Annotated in this window: 15 protein-coding genes and 2 pseudogenes; 8 read left to right on the top strand and 9 right to left on the bottom strand. The window is 43.0% G+C overall.

Features of this window, described 5'->3' with window-relative positions; genetic code table 11:
* Positions 1-37: 37 nt before the first annotated feature.
* From LRQ06_RS16125 to LRQ06_RS16110, 4 genes are all read right to left on the bottom strand, one after another.
* Positions 38-2,005, bottom strand: a complete 1,968-nt coding sequence (locus LRQ06_RS16125; RefSeq protein WP_232768072.1) for a methyl-accepting chemotaxis protein — start codon at positions 2,003-2,005, stop codon at positions 38-40.
* A 210-nt stretch (positions 2,006-2,215) separates the two neighbouring features.
* Entirely contained in the window at positions 2,216-3,754 is a 1,539-nt protein-coding gene (locus tag LRQ06_RS16120) for a DHA2 family efflux MFS transporter permease subunit (protein ID WP_232768071.1), read from the bottom strand.
* 13 nt (positions 3,755-3,767) lie between these two features.
* The gene (locus LRQ06_RS16115) at positions 3,768-4,958 is read right to left on the bottom strand and encodes an HlyD family secretion protein (RefSeq protein ID WP_308218840.1); all 1,191 of its coding nucleotides are present in this window, start codon (positions 4,956-4,958) and stop codon (positions 3,768-3,770) included.
* Positions 4,959-4,963: 5 nt separating this feature from the next.
* Positions 4,964-6,421: an AdeC/AdeK/OprM family multidrug efflux complex outer membrane factor gene (locus LRQ06_RS16110; RefSeq protein WP_373054858.1), complete on the bottom strand. Its 1,458-nt coding sequence runs from the start codon at positions 6,419-6,421 to the stop codon at positions 4,964-4,966.
* Positions 6,422-6,527: 106 nt separating this feature from the next.
* On the opposite strand from LRQ06_RS16110, the gene LRQ06_RS16105 reads away from it, so the two are divergent.
* Complete coding sequence (locus LRQ06_RS16105) at positions 6,528-7,127, top strand: TetR/AcrR family transcriptional regulator (protein WP_232768069.1); 600 nt, start codon at positions 6,528-6,530, stop codon at positions 7,125-7,127.
* A 39-nt stretch (positions 7,128-7,166) separates the two neighbouring features.
* Here LRQ06_RS16105 and LRQ06_RS16100 read toward each other — a convergent pair whose 3' ends face one another.
* A complete protein-coding gene (locus tag LRQ06_RS16100) occupies positions 7,167-7,802 on the bottom strand; it encodes a TetR family transcriptional regulator C-terminal domain-containing protein (protein ID WP_232768068.1) in 636 nt (211 codons plus the stop codon).
* 332 nt (positions 7,803-8,134) lie between these two features.
* Here LRQ06_RS16100 and LRQ06_RS16095 point away from each other — a divergent pair, with 332 nt between their 5' ends.
* The 5 genes from LRQ06_RS16095 (at position 8,135) to guaD (ending at position 14,477) form a co-directional block, all read left to right on the top strand.
* Entirely contained in the window at positions 8,135-9,667 is a 1,533-nt protein-coding gene (locus LRQ06_RS16095) for an ABC transporter ATP-binding protein (protein WP_232768067.1), read from the top strand.
* The gene (locus tag LRQ06_RS16090; RefSeq protein WP_232768066.1) at positions 9,660-10,769 is read left to right on the top strand and encodes an ABC transporter permease; all 1,110 of its coding nucleotides are present in this window, start codon (positions 9,660-9,662) and stop codon (positions 10,767-10,769) included. Before LRQ06_RS16095 ends, LRQ06_RS16090 begins: the two co-directional genes overlap by 8 nt.
* Positions 10,769-11,698: an ABC transporter permease gene (locus LRQ06_RS16085; protein ID WP_232768065.1), complete on the top strand. Its 930-nt coding sequence runs from the start codon at positions 10,769-10,771 to the stop codon at positions 11,696-11,698. Before LRQ06_RS16090 ends, LRQ06_RS16085 begins: the two co-directional genes overlap by 1 nt.
* Positions 11,699-11,907: 209 nt before the next feature.
* Entirely contained in the window at positions 11,908-12,984 is a 1,077-nt protein-coding gene (locus LRQ06_RS16080; protein WP_232768064.1) for a BMP family ABC transporter substrate-binding protein, read from the top strand.
* Positions 12,985-13,181: 197 nt separating this feature from the next.
* Positions 13,182-14,477, top strand: coding sequence for a guanine deaminase (gene guaD, locus LRQ06_RS16075; RefSeq protein ID WP_232768063.1), 1,296 nt, complete (start codon positions 13,182-13,184; stop codon positions 14,475-14,477).
* Here the strand turns inward: guaD and LRQ06_RS16070 are convergent.
* Positions 14,474-14,941, bottom strand: a complete 468-nt coding sequence (locus LRQ06_RS16070) for a hypothetical protein (RefSeq protein ID WP_232768062.1) — start codon at positions 14,939-14,941, stop codon at positions 14,474-14,476. The two genes, guaD and LRQ06_RS16070, sit on opposite strands and share 4 nt — an antisense overlap.
* Before the next feature lie 48 nt (positions 14,942-14,989).
* Positions 14,990-16,219 (bottom strand): multidrug effflux MFS transporter, encoded by a 1,230-nt coding sequence (locus LRQ06_RS16065; RefSeq protein ID WP_232768061.1) that lies wholly within the window; start codon positions 16,217-16,219, stop codon positions 14,990-14,992.
* 351 nt (positions 16,220-16,570) lie between these two features.
* Between LRQ06_RS16065 and LRQ06_RS16060 the strand changes: the two genes are divergently transcribed.
* The gene (locus LRQ06_RS16060) at positions 16,571-17,254 is read left to right on the top strand and encodes a DUF2057 family protein (RefSeq protein ID WP_232768060.1); all 684 of its coding nucleotides are present in this window, start codon (positions 16,571-16,573) and stop codon (positions 17,252-17,254) included.
* 55 nt (positions 17,255-17,309) lie between these two features.
* On the opposite strand, the pseudogene LRQ06_RS21325 reads toward LRQ06_RS16060, so the two are convergent.
* Positions 17,310-17,744, bottom strand: a pseudogene (locus LRQ06_RS21325) (methyl-accepting chemotaxis protein); the annotation flags it as partial.
* 102 nt (positions 17,745-17,846) lie between these two features.
* Positions 17,847-18,530 (bottom strand): annotated as a pseudogene (locus LRQ06_RS21320) (PAS domain-containing protein); the annotation flags it as partial.
* Positions 18,531-18,991: 461 nt separating this feature from the next.
* On the opposite strand from LRQ06_RS21320, the gene LRQ06_RS16045 reads away from it, so the two are divergent.
* Positions 18,992-19,546: a GNAT family N-acetyltransferase gene (locus LRQ06_RS16045; protein WP_232768059.1), complete on the top strand. Its 555-nt coding sequence runs from the start codon at positions 18,992-18,994 to the stop codon at positions 19,544-19,546.
* Positions 19,547-19,571: the final 25 nt, after the last annotated feature.

Genomic DNA, 19,571 nt, shown 5'->3' with positions numbered 1-19,571 from the left:
ACCGGCTCTTTCTTTTTTCGGTGTTGTAACCCTATCATTACTGCTGACTGATTTCATATAACCGGTGAGCCTGCTCCGTCGCATCAGCACTGACTGTCCTGAATTTCTCTGCATCCTGAGCATTCTGATCCGATATTTCCCGGATTCTTTCCGCTAACTGATCGACATTTTCTGTCACTTTAGCCTGTTCCTCCGTTGCAACAGCAATGTTAGTCGAACGTTCTTTGATATCCCGGAAGGCTTCAACAATCTGCTCATACTGAGAACGTGTCGTCACAGAGCTTTCATTGACCGTTTCAGAATATTCGCGGCACTGCTCGATAACATTAACGCCCTCTTTAGCTGCATCCTGTAATTTTTTAATCATGGTTTCAATTTCAACAGCGGATTGCTGAGTTTTAGAGGCCAGATTACGAACTTCATCCGCGACCACAGCAAATCCCCGCCCGGACTCACCGGCCCTTGCCGCCTCAATCGCCGCATTCAATGCCAGTAAATTCGTCTGTTCAGAAATAGTCATAATGACATCCAATACCTGTCCGACCTGTTGTGAATCTTCAGATAACTGCTGAATGGTTCCGGCGGATTCATTTAGCTTATCGAATAATTTACTTATCACTTCAGCATTCTGCTCAATAAAAGCAAACCCGGAATCCACCAGTTCGGTTGACTGAGTTGTTACATCCGCGACGGAACCGACATCCTGAGATACCGAAGACGCAGTTGCCGACATTTCATTGATTGCCGTAGCCAGCGTATTATTCTCATCCATAAGTTCCAGTGCACGAGCCTGCGAATTACCGCTTAGCTCGTCCATACTTTCGGCATTATGTTTAACCGCTTCAGCTTCGTCTCTGACTTTCTGAAGGATGGCAATTAAATGATCACCATAGTCATTGATTGCCACACATAAGCCGGACATCTCATCATCACTGGTAATTTCCAGCTTATGAGACGAATTCCCATCCATTAAACGTCTTACCTGTTTGGTAGTATTGTTGATCTGCCCAACCAGTTTCAGCCCTGAAAAAATTAAAACACAGACAAAGACAATGATCAGTCCGATTAAAGACAGATAAATGGAGAAAGTTAGTGAGCTAACTGCTTTCAAAGCAATCGATGCCGGTAAAATCACCCCGGCCTGCCATCCCTGATCCGGCAGACGAAAACGAACAAGCACCGAATCATCATCATTTACCACACCTTTATCAAATTCCACAGGGGCAAAATCATTCCGTTTTAAAGCCTTAACCAAAGGAGCCAAAGATGGCTGTTTAGCCGTTAAATTATCCAAAGAAATCAGGTCAATGGTTTTTCCTTTTAACTGAGGAAGAGAAACAAGCTGATTCACCTGATCGACGATAAGGCTGTACGTTCCGGTTGATTTATTCTCTTTTGTTAGCAAGGCTTCAATATTAGATAATTCAACGTCGATGGTTGCCACACCCCAAAAGCCGCCGTCCCGTTCAATTTTAACGGAACAGGTCACCATCGGAACCTTCGAAACGGGATCGACGTACACTTCAGACCAGACACATTGACCGGCCGGAGCACTTCTGACACTGGTATACCAGCTCTCTTTCTGGTAGGGACTGGCATCGGGCTTATTATAATCATCCAGTAACTGATAAGTATTTGAAGCCGTTTTAGCCCAGAACAGGGAAGCTTTTTGCTCTCCGGCAATTAATTTATCCGGTTCCGGCCAGATTCCACCACCAGCAATGCCTTTCCCGCTTTTTATTAATGGTTCAATGTGTTCGATAAAATCTTCCCGTTTTAATGGAAGCATTCCCGCTACCGCCGCTAAGCTTCTGGTGAGTGTGGCATTTTCGGTTAACTCTTTACCGATGGTTCTCCCGATTACTTTTGCCTGCAATTGGGCTTTATTAATGGCCTGTTCTTTGATTACCGGTGTAACAACAAATTTGACTACTGCAAACATTATGACAAGTGCAGCAATTAATAACGTAGCACTACTGACATACAACTTACTACGAATTAGCATGGCATTCTCCCTCGCCTACTCAAAATACATTAGAAACCTGACACATAGTCTCCAAAATTAAGCATTTTTAGTGCCAGATGGTATAAGAAAAGAAATAGAAAAGTACGCAGAATAATACTGAACTGATAATTAAAATAATAAAGATATATGAAGATTTAAAGACGTAAGAGACAAGATTGCTCCTGTCTCTTTATTTAAGAAATGATTAGATTAATGAGCTGCACCAGGATCGACGCTGTTTTTTGGTTTCGGGGCAAGCCAGATAACGCAAGCCGCCACAACAAATATTACCGCAATAATAACAAACAGTTGATTGGTCGCCACCATCACACTCTGTCCCTGAACCATCAAATTCAGAGAATTTCTGATTTGATCTATCCCCATCCCTGACGAACTCATCGTCTGAGTAGCAACTCCATGCAAATCCGTCAGCCCGGACAACTCAGAATGAACGTAACGCGTTTCACGTTCCCAGGCCGTATTGATCATAGAGGTTGCAAACGCACCTGAAAGTGTCCTGATAAAGTTCATCAGCCCTGCAGCCGACTCCATTTCCCTTGGCAAAACACATCCCAAAGCAATAGCGGTCACAGGAACAAAAAAGAGGGGCATTCCAATTCCCTGAAAAAACATCGGCCAGCTTATCTGAGCAAAAGTCATCTCCAGATTGGCAAAACTACGGACAAAGGTCCATATTCCCAACCACAACACGCCACAAAAAACAAAAGGTCTGGGGTCAAACTTACTCGACATCTCAGCAATCAGCGGCGCCAGAAAAACAGCCAGAATGCCCATAGTCGCTGTCGAATACCCAGCGATGGTCGCTGTATACCCCATTGATACCTGTAACCATAACGGTGTAATAACCGATATGGCAAAAAATGCCCCAAACCCCATTGATAACGTCAGCATGGAACTGGTAAATCCTCTGTGCCGGAATACTTTCAAATCCACAACAGGATTTTTTTCCGTCAACTCCCAAATCATAAAACTGGCAAAACCAACAGCAGCAACAATGCCTAAAATAATAATCCGGGATGATTCAAACCAATCATGATCTTTCCCTTCATCAAGCATAATCTGTAATGCGGCAACCCAGACAACCAACAATGCCAGTCCGACTTTATCTATTGCCGTTTTTTCTGTTGCGGTTTCGTATTTTTTCAACAATATCCAGCATGCATAGCCCGCCACCAGCGCAAAAGGAACTTTACAGTAAAATATGTATGACCAGCTAAACTGGTCGCACAAAACGCCACCCAATATCGGCCCCATTATCGGTGCCACCAGTGTAGTCATACTCCATATTCCAATAGCAGCATGTGCCCTATTTTTCGGAAAAATTCGGATCATTAATGTCTGAGACAGTGGCATCAACGGACCACCGGAGAATCCCAAAAGTACCCGGAATGCAACCAGAGCGGTCATTGATGTTGCCATACCACATAACAACGAAAAAAGACCAAACAATATGAAGCAGGTTGTAAATGTCCGCATCGAACCAAAGCGCTTTGCCAGCCACCCTGTCAACGGAACGGAAATGGCTTCGGCTACCGCATAAGATGTGATGACATATGTTCCCTGACTGGTTGACGTTCCCAGGCTCCCTGCTATGTTTGCAACGGATACATTGGCAATTGTCGTATCAAGGATTGCTAAAAAGTTCGCCATTGCCAGACATAATGCTCCGACAAACAGAGCACCGCCAGTCAGAGGCTGAACGTTTTGTTCTGAGACAGCAGAACTCATCGTCTCTTCTCCTTTATCCCTGATCAGGGTTTTCACCTGCCTGATATCGGGCAAATGTATCCCTGTCCACTTTAGTCTGGGTATCAATGGTGACATCCATTGACAATCCTACCTGCAGAGGGTGCTTCATAAGCTGTTTTTTATCGATTGAGATACGCACAGGCAAACGCTGAACCACTTTAATCCAATTACCGGTAGCATTCTGAGCTGGAATCACTGAAAACGCTGAACCGGTTCCCCCGGCTAGTCCGGAAACCACACCATGGTAAACGACGTCACTACCATACAGGTCAGAAGTAATTTCGACCGGCTGACCCACTTTCACATCTGTTAATTCGCCTTCTTTAAAGTTTGCATCAACATGCATGTTTCCTAATGGCACGATGGTCATTAATGGCGCACCAATCTGAACACGACGGCCGACCTGAACCTGACGTTTAGCGACGATTCCCGAAACCGGAGCCCGTATAACCGTTCTTTGCAAGTTCACTTTTGCCTGCTCATAACGTGCTTTTGCTAACAAAACCTGTGGGTTTGTTTCAACGGTGGAATTTTTAATAAGCGCTGCGTTCGCTTTTTTATTACCAATAGTTGATAAACGGTTAGCAACAGATTGATTAACTGCTGCTTTTGCTGCATTCAACTGAGCTTTTGCCTGAATGAAGGCCGCTTTTGCATTCGTCAGTTCTTCTCCGGAAACCGAGCCTGACTCAACTAAATCCTGACGCCGCTTATAGTCGATTTGTGCACGTCTGAAATTTGCCTGAGCCGATTTTAACTGCTCTTTTGCCCGGGTTTCATCCTCAAAACGAGCTTTCACCAAGGCATCGAAACCTTCATCATTTGCTTCATAGCTCTGAACATGACGTTTTGCCATTGCATAATTTGCTTTAGCCTGATCCAACGCCAGTTGGGCATCTGTGTCATCGATTGTGACCAGAATATCGCCTTTTTTAACGTACTGGGTATCGATCACTTTTACGCTGCTGATAATACCACCGACAGCCGGAGTGATTTCAGCGACTTCCGTTGCTGTATAAGCGTTATCCGTCGAAACATATCTTGACGCATAAAAATACCAGTAGGCAGAGTATCCCACAGCCAGCAGTACAATGACCAACGCTAAGATAATAAAACCTTTTTTGCGTGATTTCGTCGTTTTGACCTGATCAAATTGTTCTTCATTTAAAGTTTCTGTACTCATTGATATTAACCTTTTAAAACCCCTGACCGGGTATTTATGTAACCACCACCTAAAGCATGAATGAGTGATAGATCGAGACTAAATGCTTTTGCCTGTAAATTTGCCAGAGCCCGCTCGCTATTGAGTAATGCATCTTCGGCACTTAATACATCCAGATACGTTGCAAGACCACCACGATAACGGTTACTGGCAATCTGGTGTGATTCTTTTGCTGCAGCGACGGCTTCTTTCATTTTTTTGATTTGAGCATCAAGAGCAGTGGTACTGGTAACGACATCAGCAACCTGATGTAATGCATCACTTAAAGACTGGTTATACTGACTTACTGCCAATTCATAACCTGCTCTGGCCGAATCAAGCTGACCTTCCAGACGTCCTCCGGAAAAAATGGGCAAATAAATAGCTGGACCGATACTTCCGGCATCATTACCGGTTTTGGTTAAATTATCTAAGCCAAATGCCTGATATCCGATAAATGCAGATAATCTGACATCTGGATAAAAACTTTTCTCTGCAACACCAATTCTCTGAGCTGCAGCCTGAGCTCGCCATCTAGCTGCACAAATATCCGGCCGGTGCCCTAACAGCCCGATACCAAGATTTTCAGGTAATCCAAATGGTTTCGTCAGATTAATCTGAGGCCGAGAAATACTTCTCGCAAAATCAGGTCCGGATCCGGTCAACGCGGCAATTGCATTTTTCTGCAAAGCAATCATTTCTTTAACATTTAATAACTCAGCCTGAACATTGGCATAAGCGGCTTTTGCCCGGCTGACCGCCCCTTTTGTTTCCAACCCACTATTAAACCGGCGGGTTAATAAATCAACCGTTTTATGACGGACGCCAACAGCAGAAATCATGGTATCTTGATCCCGATACAAACGAGATAATTCTGCATACGCATTAGCAATAGAAGTCGAGATCATTAAACGAGCGGATGCTTCCTCTGCCTGAGCCGCAGCATAATCCGATGTTGCTGCTGAAACTTCATCTTTATTCTTGCCCCAGAAATCCAGATCATAAGAAAAATCAAGTGTTACTGAGCCATAATCATTCCAGTTTTCCGGTGGCATATAAGCCTGATACTGATAGCTGACTTTTGATTGTGATACCGAAGCGTTCAGCCCAACCTGAACTTTTTTTATCGCTCCGATCCTCTGGGCAATACCCTGAGCATCTTTCAGCCGAGCCTCAGCCATTTTTATCGACGGGGATTCAGCTAATGCTTTTTCAATCAAATGAGTTAATTGTGAATCACCATATCTCACCCACCAGGTATCATCCGGCCAGTCAATCGCCTGAATATCTTTAAAACTCTGCTGATAACCAAGTGAATTAATCGAGGTCACCGCCGGTTTATTGTAATCAGAGGGAAAAGAACAACCGCCCAGAAGTGATGCACCTATGATCACAATAAGGCCATTTTTAAACACAGTCGTTTTACACCCTCTTTGAAATGTTATTTTTTTCACTTAACCATCCCATAACTAAACTGTACGGTATAGTTATACTATTGACAGATGGATTCAGTCAAGAGAAACTTACCGGCAAATAAGAATGAGGTTATGCATGAGAGTAAAAACAGAAGCACGTCGACAGATAATCATTGACACAGCAAAGAAAGCATTTACTGAACAAGGCGTAAAACAAACATCAATGTCATATATTGCAGAAAAATGCGGAGGCTCCAAAGCCACTTTATACAACTATTTTAGTTCGAAAGAAGACATTTTTGCTGCTGTTATGGAATCATCTGTAACATTCGATGTCGCCTCTGCTTTTCAAAAATTATCAACAGAAACAGACCTTAAAACAGCATTATTTGATTTCGGATTTCACTACTTGCAATCTGTATTATCACCGGAGTTAGTAGCAATCAGAAGGATGGCAATGTGTGATAACAGCCAGTCGGATATTAGCCGTTATTTTTATAAAAACGGCCCTGCAAAAGGACAGGCAATAGCCGCTGAATATTTATCGAAACAAATGGAACAGGGTGAATTAATTAAATCCGATCCAATCGTAGCAGCAGCTCAGTTAAATGCTCTGTTAGATGCAGAACTTCTGGGGCCTTACGAAATGAACTTGATAGATAAACCTGACGATGAACAACTCAGACAGGTTGTTGAGACAGCCATCAACAGTTTTTTGAAAATTCATCAGAATTAACCGTCAGATGATAACGGGTTATCTGCCAGATAACCCGGATTATTTTTTAAGATCCAAGCCTCTTAATACAGTATCAATGACAAATTGCGTCGCTGCTTCAAATTCATCATCGTTCAGTGGCCGACCTTTAATCATATAAATTTCAACATCACAATCGGCATAAAACTGAGTCGTGCCCCAAATAAGAAACAACAGATACAGAGGGTCGATCGGACGAATCAACCCGTTATCGACCCACGCCTGAATGATGTCGACTTTCCCTGCAGTCCAGTTGACCATCGGTAAATTCATTGCATCACTAATGTTCTGAGCACCATTAATCAGTTCTAAGGCAAATATTTTGGATTCTTTCGGATGGGTCCGGGAATACTTCATTTTCCCGCGAATATAACACTCAATCACTTCTACCGGATTCATGATATCCGTCGCATCGTCAAATCCTTGGTTCCACAGATTTAAAATTTCTTCAAGAACCGCAAAGTAGATACCCTTCTTCGATTTAAAATAATACAACACATTCGCTTTAGGTAAGCTGACTCTATCCGCTATAGACTGTACGGATGTACCTTTATATCCGCATTTTACAAATTCATCGGCAGCCGCTGTTAAAATTCGGGCTTCGTTACGTTGGCGAATTGCGCCTGGCTGAGATTTGCGGGTACGACTTTTTTCCATAGCGGATTACATTGTCCTTTTCAATACGACTGAAGAGCCGCTAAGTAAGAAATAATCCAACATCAAAGTCAAGCAATAATAACCAAGTATTCATTTGAGTGTTATATTTGATATAGCTATTCACGGTGAAATGATGAACTTTCTGCCAGTTTTCAAGTTTTCTATGTGATTAATTGATTATTCGTACATCGGTATCCCGAATAAATTGGAATTTTTATTGAAATTTTCTGATCCATTTTACTTCAGAAAAGGATACAATCGCGACCACTTGAACAGTTGGTCAGAATTTTGCATTACGGCTACTAATCGTAAACATAGGGAAATCATCTGCTATGACGCAAGCTCCACTTTTAGAACTCCGGAAAGTAAGTAAATTTTTTCCGGGGGTTGTGGCAAACGATAACGTAAATTTAAAACTCCGGTCCGGAGAAATTCTTGCGCTACTTGGAGAAAACGGCGCAGGGAAATCAACATTGGTCAAAATGATCTATGGTGTTAACCGCCCAAGCGAAGGCGGTATTTTTTGGAACGGTGACGCAATCGATATCGTCTCTCCAAATCAGGCACGTTCGATGGGGATCGGTATGGTTTTCCAACACTTTTCTGTGTTTGAAACATTAACGGTAATTGAAAATATTGAACTGGGTCTGGACAAAGAATTTGTAAATCAGGTTAGCAACCTGCGTCAGCGGGTCATCGATATGAGCAAAAAGTACGATTTACACGTCGACCCGGACCGATACGTACACAGCCTTAGCATCGGCGAACGTCAACGGTTAGAAATTTTGCGCTGCCTGATTCAGGATGTGAAACTGTTAATTCTGGACGAACCAACCTCGGTTTTAACCCCTCACGAAGTCAAAGGACTGTTCAAGGTTCTGAAGAAATTGGCCCGTGAAGGCTGCGCCATCATGTTTATCAGCCACAAGCTGAAAGAAGTCACCGAGTTATGTGACCGGGCTGTGATTCTTCGTAGCGGGAAAGTTAGTGGCGAATGTATTCCAGCAAATGAAACTCCGAATTCCATTGCCCGCATGATGGTTGGTGACGAAACCGAATTATCAGAATTCTATCCGAAAAAAGACAACGGTGAGATTATCTTTTCAACGCAGGATCTGACTCTGCCACCGGCCCACCCGTTTGGCTGTGGCCTGACCAATGTCAATCTGGAGCTGAGGGCTGGTGAAATTCTTGGTATTGCAGGTGTTGCCGGTAATGGGCAGGAAGAGCTTCTGGAAGCCATCAGCGGAGAAGACAACCGGACCGGAAAAAACAGCATTCGTTTTAACAATCAGCCAATCGGGCATCTTGATGCCGGTCAGCGTCGGTTTCTGGGTATGGCCCATGTCCCAACCAACCGGCTGGGACAAGGTGCCGTACCGGAAATGAGCTTAGAAGAAAATACGCTCTTAACGCATTCCTCAACGTTAGTCAGAAGAGGCATGATAAGCACAAGGCGCTTAAAAGATCTTGCCTTGTCGCTTATTCACAATAATCAGGTTAAATGCCGAAATGAAAAGTCTCAGGCAAAAAGCCTCTCCGGCGGTAACCTGCAAAAATTCATAATGGGTCGTGAAATGCATCAGCATCCTCAGGTACTGATCTGCGCTCACCCGACGTGGGGTGTGGACATCGGTGCAGCCAGTTCGATACACCGCAAATTGATTGCCCTCAGAGACGAAGGCGCAGCCATTGTCGTTATTTCTGAAGACATTGATGAGCTTTTTGTCATCAGTGACCGTCTGGCAGCATTATACGAAGGTCACCTGTCTCAGTCGGTGAAGACCGAAAACACCAATATAGAAGAAATCGGTCAGTGGATCGCGGGCAGTTTCGTTAAGCATGAGGAGGTTGCAAATGCTTAAGGTACAGCCAAGAATTGAAAGCTCAAAAGCAATGGGATGGCTGTCTCCGGTTATCGCGATTATTCTTACTCTTATTGTCTCCAGTCTGATGTTTATCTGGCTTGGCGTCAGTCCGGTGAAAGCGTTTGAAGTATTCATTCTTCAACCGTTTGGTGACAGTTACAACCTTGGTGAACTGATGGTGAAAGCAACACCACTGATGCTTTGTGCCATTGGTCTTGCCCTGTGCTACCGGGCCAATATCTGGAATATTGGCGCAGAAGGACAACTTCTTGTCGGTGCTCTTGCCAGCAGTGCAGTGGCGGTTAACGTTCCCGATGATGCCGGAGCGGCTTCTCTTGTTCTTGTTTTGGTTACCGGGATAATTGCCGGAATGCTATGGGCTGGTATCCCGACTCTGCTGAACCGACGTTTTAACACCAATATCATTCTCACCACCATCATGCTCAATTACATTGGCTTATACCTTTTATTATGGGCGGTACACGGTCCTCTGACCGATCCCGACGGTTTTGGATTCCCCGAATCTAAAATGTTTCCGGATGGTGTGTTACTTCCGACACTGGTTGACAGTGGACGGGCCTCGATCAGTATCGTCATTGCCATCATTATCGCTTTGCTGACTGGTTTTATTCTTTATAAAACGCTTCCCGGATTTAAATTACGAGTCTTCGGTGAAGATGAATCAGCCGCCCGATATGCCGGATTCAGCAGTGGCAAAATTGTCTGGAGTGTTATGCTTTTTTCCGGAGCACTGGCCGGATTTGCTGGAGCTTCAGAAGTCACCGGGCCAATCGGTCAGCTAATACCATCAGTTTCCCCCGGTTATGGCTATGCCGCTATTATTGTTGCCTATCTTGGACGTCTGAACCCGGTCGGTATCATTATCTCCTCTTTCTTTATGGGTGCCCTTTACATGGGCAGCGATCTGGCGCAAATCGAATTAGGTTTACCAACTGCTGTAACCGGTCTGTTTCAGGGAACATTACTCTTCTTCCTTTTGGCCTGTGACTTTTTAATTTACTATGAAATCGTCCCCAAAAGACCACGAAAAACATCAATAAACGAAGGAACCTCAAACCCGTCTGGTGAGGTGAAATAATGGATTCAGAACTTATTTTACAAATACTTATTGCCGCGGTAAAAACCGGAACACCATTGCTGCTCATTGCTCTCGGTGAACTGATTTGCGAAAAATCGGGAGTGTTGAACCTGGGTCAGGAAGGGATGATGCTGATGGGGGCCATGGCCGGATTTGCCGGAGCCCATTTCACCGGAAGCCTGTTTATAGGTTTACTCTTTGCTATCGCATCCGGTGTCCTCATGTCCCTGATTTTTGGCTTTCTAACCCTGTCATTAAACACGAATCAGGTCGCAACCGGACTGGCTTTAACCATCTTCGGAACTGGCCTGAGTGCCTTTCTCGGTACAAGCTTAGTCGGTTCGACTCTGGAAGGATTCCCGGAACTTCCAATTCCGCTGCTGAGTGATATCCCCTTCTTTGGCAACCTGCTTTTCCGACATGATATTCTGATTTATAGCAGCTTTTTTATCGTGATTACTGCCTGGTGGGTAATGCAGAAAACTCGTCTGGGACTGACCATACGGGCTGTGGGAGAAAACCCATATTCAGCCAATGCACTGGGAATAAGAGTGGTTGCATTACGTTACTGTACAGTTATGTTCGGCGGAGCAATGGCTGGTCTGGCGGGAGCCTATATGTCTCTGGCCTATACGCCAATGTGGGTGGAAAACATGACAGCTGGCCGGGGATGGATAGCTCTGGCACTGGTTGTTTTTGCCTCCTGGCGGATCGGATATTTGGTACTAGGGGCCTATTTATTCGGCTGTACCTCCATCATGCATCTTGTCATGCAAGGCGCCGGTGTAGACATTTCACCGAACATTTTAGCCATGACACCTTATGTTGCGACCGTCGTAGTCATGGTTATTCTCAGCTCAAATACAGCCAGACAAAAACTGGCAACACCGATGAGTCTGGGCAAGCCGTTTGACCCGAAAGTACATTAATACATGGTATTGGAGCGATAAAACAGTGCAACCATCGCACCAATATCGAACAAATTTACCAAGAAGTTATCAGTATTTACTAATGGTAAAAAAACAAAATGGGCATTATCTGTAATAGGATGATTTGCGACTCACCCGTTGCAACTATCATCCGACTTACCGGTAAGCCCGAAGTTTCAAAACGAAATAAACAGAAAACGGAGTATTTCATGAAAATCAATCAGTGGTTGTCCGCAGCTGCCTTGTCAGTAGCGACACTATTCTCTGTAAGCACCCTTGCTGCCGAGCCGGTAAAAGTTGGCTTTGTATATGTCGGTCCAATCGGTGATCATGGCTGGAGTTATGAACACGATCAGGCTCGTCAGGAAGTCGAAAAGTACTTTGGAGATAAAGTTAAAACAACATTTGTTGAAAATGTATCAGAAGGTGCCGATGCTCAGCGTGTTATCACTCAACTGGCAAAAGCAGGAAATGACATCATCTTTACCACATCTTTCGGATTCATGAACCCAACACTGAAAGTTGCTAAACGTTTCCCTAAAGTGAAATTTGAACACGCCACTGGTTATAAGAGAGCAAAAAACGTAGGTACATACGCACTTCGTACTTATGAAGGCCGTTATGTATCCGGCGTTGCAGCTGGTCTGGAAACAAAATCTAACGTTATTGGTTATATTGCGTCTTTCCCTATTCCTGAAGTTATCCGTGATATCAACTCAAGCTTTCTGGGTGCAAAAAGCGTTAATCCTAACGTGAAAATGAAAATTGTCTGGGTTAACTCATGGTACGACCCAGGAAAAGAAACCGATGCAGCAAACGCACTGATTGATCAGGGTGTTGACGTCATTCTTCAGCACACAGACAGCCCTGCTCCGTTAATCGCAGCAGAAAAACGCGGCGTAATGGGTATTGGTCAGGCATCAGACATGAGCCACTTCGCACCTAAATCTCATATGTTCTCAGTACGTGACCACTGGGCTCCACATTACATCCACTCAATTGAAGCAGTCATGAACGGTACCTGGAAATCAGAAGACTACTGGGGTGGTCTGAAAGATAACGTTCTGCAAATTGCATCGATAAATCCTAATCTTCCTCAAAAAGTAAAAGATGCAATTAAAACCACTAAGGCAAAAATCATTTCTGGTGAGATCGTTCCTTTCGCAGGTCCTTTAAAAGACAATCAGGGACACGAGAAAGTGAAAGCTGGTACATCAGCAACAGATAAAGAACTGCTTGGTATGAACTGGTACGTAGAAGGTATCGACGCTAAAATTCCAAACTAAAACAATGATCTGCTCATAAATGTTTATGAGCAGGTTTTTTTGAACATATAAGTTAACCAAATGGTCAACTTCAGATAAGCACACGAACACATCGAAAGATTATATGACTCCGTGATAACTTGAGATTGTTGTTGCTTATCTGAATTCAATCCATACACTGATGAGGTAAAACATAGTGACTATAACAGAGTATGTGAATGACCAAGACCTATCATCAGGGGCAATTCCTCCATTTTCCACATAAAACCAGCACGCCTGAATCCGGCTATGAATACACAGAAAACGGGATATTAATCGTTGAAGACGGCCTGATTTCCGGCCTTTACCCGGCCGAATCCGTGTTAAAGACACTGGCACCCGACGAACAGCAATCTGTCATCCAACACGATGGCCTGATCCTGCCGGGATTAATCGATACTCATGTCCATTATCCACAAATGGAAGTCATCGCCAGTTACGGACGACAATTGCTCGACTGGTTGAATGATTATACGTTTCCAGCCGAAGCCAAATTCAGCAATTATCATTACGCGCTGCAGCAATCTGAGCTTTTCCTTGAACAGATATTTGCAAACGGGACCACCACAGCTTGCGTCTATGCCACCGTCCATCCTGAGTCCGTTGACGCTTTTTTTACCGCCAGCCAAACCTACAATGCCCGGATGATTTGTGGCAAAGTGCTGATGGACACTAACTGCCCGGATTATCTGCAGGATAGTCCGGAATCAGGTTACAACGAGAGCCGTTCTCTGATCGAAAAATGGCATGGAAATCAACGGCAGCTTTATGCCATTACCCCCCGTTTTGCGCCAACCAGCAGCCCTTTACAGTTGATGAAGGCCGGCCAGTTGAGCAAAGTGTTTCCAGACGTCTTTATACAAACGCACCTGAGTGAAAATATCGATGAAATTGAATGGGTAAAACAGCTGTTCCCGGATTGCTGCGATTATTTCCAGGTCTATGAAAAATATGGACTGGCAAGGGAGAGAGCTTTGTTTGGACACGGTATTCACCTGACGGATCGTGAAATCAATGCCGTGAAACATTCCGGCTCGGCCATCATCAGTTGTCCGACTTCCAACTTATTTATCGGCAGTGGATTGTTCCCTTACTTCAGACTCAAAGAAAACAACATACCGGTTGCAGTAGCCAGCGACATCGGGGGTGGAACAAGCCTGAACCTGTTTAAAAATCTGGCAGAACTTTATAAAATTCTGCAACTACAGGGACAAAATTTGAATGTATTTGAAAGCCTGTACCTGTGTACTCAGGGCGCGGCCTGCGCCTTAAAACTTGAAGATAAAATCGGTAACCTGAATACAGGAACCGAGGCCGATTTTATTGAACTAAAACCAGACTCAATTCCAATTCTGTCTCAGCGACTGAGTCATGCCGACAACCTGGCTGAAATGCTCTTTGCCACTATGATATTAGCGGATGAAAGGGTTATTAAACACACTTATGTCAGCGGAAATCTGGTGTATAGCCGCTAAATTTTCATGCAGGAATAATTTCTTCCCGTATGAGAGTCATTCAGAACCAGCGACGTATTATCGAGATGTTTGATCGTCGCTTTTCCTTTTAAAGTATCCGGAATAAGCTGTTTAAGATTCAACATTTGGTCCCACTCGGGATGCAGTGTATTTTCGACGGAGGTCATGCGGCCCTGAAAAATCAGCACCCCATTTTTTACCTGCCAGTCTCCCTTAGCCACCAAATGATAACCAACAGAGATAGCCGATTTTGGCATTGCCAGTTCAACATCGGCAGAGCTACTAAAAGAACCGCCTTTCTTAAACGTATGCAGAGAGGTTACATTCACCTCATACATATCAGTAAAGCTGGTATTACACTGCCATTTCCCAACCAAAAGCTGGTTAGAAGACGCCGCACAAACCGGAGTCACAACAAAGATAGAAAGCAAACAGCCAAATAATTTATTAAGACAATTTTTCATTTTTAAATAATATTAAACAACAAATTGGCTCTCTATCTTGTCAGCCTTTTACGATTTGTCAATTTTGCTTTTTTTTAATCCGGATGGGGCTTTCCCAAGTAAAAGGAATAGCAGAGCCAAAGCGCTGGCTACCAATATTCCGACCGTCAAAGGATAAGTTGTTCCATCACTCAGCCCACTGACTAACGCACTTGACAAACTGGCGAAACCAAACTGAACAACCCCAACAATGGATGAAGCACTTCCTGCATATTTGCCGCTGACCGACATAGCCAGTGCCGTCGAATTCGCTCCGACAACCGGTACCGTGGCAATACAAAAGAAGAGTGGAATCATAAATAACCACATATGTGATGTGTTTGCGATGACACATAAAATCACTGACATGATCAGAAGAAATACCAGCGTGATACGATAAACATGAAATGGAGAATGTTTTCTCATCAATACCTGATTCAACTGACCACTGCATACCATTCCCAGAGCATAAGCGCCAAATATCCAGCTATAGTGTTCCTGAGACACACCAAATATTGACATAAAAACAAATGGCGACCCGGAAATAAAAATAAACATAGTTGATAATGCAAGGCTACCGGACAGTAACGGAATGACAAATTCTTTCTTTTTAAATAATTCATAAAAAGGCGACATCACATTGCGAACATTAATTGGCACTGGCTTTTCTAATGTCTCTGGCACGGTTTTAGTACTAATTAAAAAACAGGCTACACCTAAGATAGCTAAAAACAAAAAGACAGATTCCCAACCCCATATTTTATGCAGATACGCACCAAGCAACGGCGCGGCAATAGGCCCAACGCCCTGGATCATCATCATAAGCGACAAAGCACTGGCTGATTCTCTCTGATTAAACAAATCCTGGATAATAACCCGGCTCACAACCATTCCGGCACAGCCACCAATCGCCTGAAGTAAACGAAAACCAACAAAACTCCCAATATCTGGTGAAAATATGATCAGAGCACTGGCGATTGAAAAAAGTAAAATTCCCATGAGCATCGGAATTTTTCGCCCATAGCGATCAATAATGGGAGCATACAATAGTTGACCAAAAGCCAGTCCTACAAAGTACGTTGATAAACTGTACTGAACATTACTGATTGATGTATTCAAGCTGTCAGCGATACTAGGAAAGCTGGAAAGATACATATCAGTAGAAAATGGAGCAAACGCACTGAGGATACCAAATGTGGCGACCAAAGCGAGTTTATTGATTTTCTTATCTGAAGCAGAAGTAATGGACTCTTTTGACATTAGTTTTCCTTTAAAACAACCTGAATAATGCAGAGCATAACAAAACGTCCATTTTATCTTTTTGGTAAAAAAAATCACTCTCCTTTACCAAAACATACACTTTTATATTCTTAACCAATCAGAATAAGCCATAATGCAACCAATCAATATTAAATATAGATATTGGCAAAAAAATAGATATTTATATTGTATTTCTGTTAACAACAAAGCATATAAATAAAAAAGTCTTTAACTATTTTTTATAAAAATATATTAGATATATATTTTTATATATTATTCTCAAGTCTCTTGTCATCACCTTGAATTACGTGCATTCTTCGCTTAACCATTAAATATGAACAAGGGTGAACCGTGACTAACAAACTATTAATTCCAATTTTGTCCGTATTATTTTTTAGTGCCTCAACGTTTGCAGAAGTCACCGTGAAAGTGCCCAGTGCAGTGACTATCTACGTTGCAAATGGTAAATCACCGGAACTGACCGGTGGCGTTTTCGATTCTCAGAAAACCTTACATTTACCAAATGGCACACAACAGATTTTATTCCGCTACGAACCATTCTTTTCTAAAGGTAGCAATAATATCGGAGTAGAAAGTGATGTTCTGGTTTCCACTTTTCAGGTTTCTAATCAAAACCTTCAGCTCGTTGTTCCTAAATTCCGTGGCTTAAAAGACGCACGAAAAAATATTCACTCTTTTAAATGGAGTCTGACCACTGAAAACGGAAAACAAATTGAAACCATCAATGATAAACTGATTAAAAAAGGCGTTCAGTTTGGTCGTAATTATCTGACTGAGGCATCACTTTACAACCAAAGCAATCACATTGCAGCTGTTCATGCATTTGCCCCACACACAACGTTAGCAGAAAGTCAGATACAAACATCATCTCAACAGGAACAAAGTATTAACAATACTAACCAGCCCAAACCGGTAGTTGGCGGTCCATCCGTTGAATCGATGCTTCACTACTGGTACAGTCAGGCCGATACTGAAACAAAAGTTCGATTTAAGTCGTTTATAAACAACCAGTAATTTCGGAAGCCGGTTGCTTTCGCGAAGTCAGATAATGTCTGCCTTCGCGAAATAATTATAACTTCTGGTTAAACTGGCCAATTGCATTCACCACTTTTTTAGCGCCTTCCTGTATTTTCTGTATCACTTCCCCGGCTTCATTAGACAGTTCTAATCCGTCGTGCGTTTTATCATGACCGGCATTAATCAGATTTACAGCATTTGCGGTCAGTTCCTGATTTTTGGTTACCACCTCAACAATTTCTGCCGTTGTCTTCGATGTTCTTGATGCAAGTTCCCTGACTTCATCTGCAACCACAGCAAACCCTCTACCCTGATCTCCGGCTCTGGCAGCTTCTATCGCAGCATTTAAGGCCAGTAAGTTTGTCTGCTCTGCAATGCCACTGATACTGGTCACCAGTTGACCTACCTGCTTCGATAACTGATCAAGTTGCATTATCCCTTCACTGGCTTCTGTCATCTGATGCGCTAATTCTTCAATAGTTTTAATGGTATCACCAATTACCTTATTCCCATTTTCTGCATTAGCATCCGTTTCTTGAGAAATATCATAGGCGATATCCGCAGCTTCTGAGATCGCCATTTCTCTATTAACTTGCTCGGTGATATCTGAAGCAAATTTCACGACTTTGTATAATTTCCCATGGCTATCGTGTACGGCGTTATATGATGCTCTTAACCAAACCACATTCCCGTATTTATCGATCCGTTTGAAACGATCGCTGATAAAGTTACCTGCGTTCAGATTTTGCCAGAACGCTGCATACTCAGAAGAGTTATAAAGTTCCGGTTCACAAAACATCCGGTGATGTTTACCAACAATCTCTTCTAACCGGTAAGACATTGTACTGAGAAAATTTTCATTGGCGGTGATTACGGTTCCGTCAAGATTAAACTCTATGACAGCCGATGAGCGCATAATCGCTTTAATCATATCTTCTTGTTCACGGGATGTGCCGATAGTGCGGGTTAATTCGGAAGCATAGATCAGGATATCCTCTACTTTACCGCTTAGGTTTTCAACCGGCTGAACGATGACCCGTAACCATCCTTCTGTCCCGTCTCCCTTTACAATCTGTACAGCACCTGACCAGTGCTTATACGAAGTAACGGATTGTTTTAAATTCTGATAATGTTCAGTATCACGCGCATTAGCAGGAACAAAGTCAATAAAGCGTTTACCTGTGATCTGATCGGACTGAAAGCCTAAATCTTGGCAAAAAGCACTGTTAGTGGATGCAATAACACCATCACTACTCAGTGTGATCCTTAACATATCACTTTCAAGATCCCGCATTATTTGTCGGCTGATATTCAGCTCTTTTTTAACAGACTCGTCTTCTTTCGTTGATGAACGCTTGAAAAACATATTGCTTCCTCAGTCAATGAACTAAACAGATAAAAAATAATGTAATACGAATCAATTATTGCTATACAGGTTTAAATATAGTCCGTTAAGGCTACCACATCTATGTTAAGGCAGGCTTTGCAGTCAGAACCTTCAAATTCACCGGTACTACCAATTAACAAAGATATCGGCACACAAACAAACTACTTTAATTCAAACAATCAGTTATGCATAAGCATCACAACAGACAACATCGGACTGTCAACACACATAAAAACAGATGATAATATAAAATCAGTAATCAAAACCAAATAATGTGTAACAAGATCAATTAACTACTTTTATTATTAGGTATATTCAGAACAGGGAATGGTAAAAGAGAGAAAACTATGGCTGTTTGTATTCGCGAATTCAATGATGATGATGTCATCCCATTTTTTGATGCCGTCCGCGAATCAGTTTCACACGTCTCTCCCTGGCTCCCCTGGTGCAGGGACGGCTATTCTATTGTTGATGCTCATAACTGGATAGAAGGGTCAAAATTTGAATGGAAGCAAGAAACCGACTTCCGATTTGTTATCTACAACTCCCAAAATGACGAATTCCTCGGCTCTGTCGCCATCAACGACATTGACTACATCAACAGAACAGCAACGCTCGGATACTGGGTCAGAAAAAAAACGTTACGTAAAGGCGTAGCAAAACAGGCCAGCAAACTGGCACTTATTTTTGCGTTTGACATGGTTCAGCTGCATAAAATATTTGTTGATGTATTACCAGACAATATTGCCAGCATCAATGTCGCCCGACATTTTGCCATCAATCCAATTCCGGAAAACATTACTATTACGTTTAGGGACAATCTGGTTACAGCTAACCGGTTCACGATTGAGCGAGAATTTTTCCTCGATTCTCTTTCTGCCCGCAGCAAAGAAAAGATTTAAAAAAACCAACTAGACTTAAGTAGAA

This window comes from Vibrio salinus, assembly GCF_021272385.1.
In the GTDB taxonomy this organism is placed as follows: Bacteria; Pseudomonadota; Gammaproteobacteria; order Enterobacterales; family Vibrionaceae; genus Vibrio; species Vibrio salinus.
Note: the sequence above shows the minus strand (reverse complement) of the source record. Positions and strands in the feature narration are given on the sequence as shown.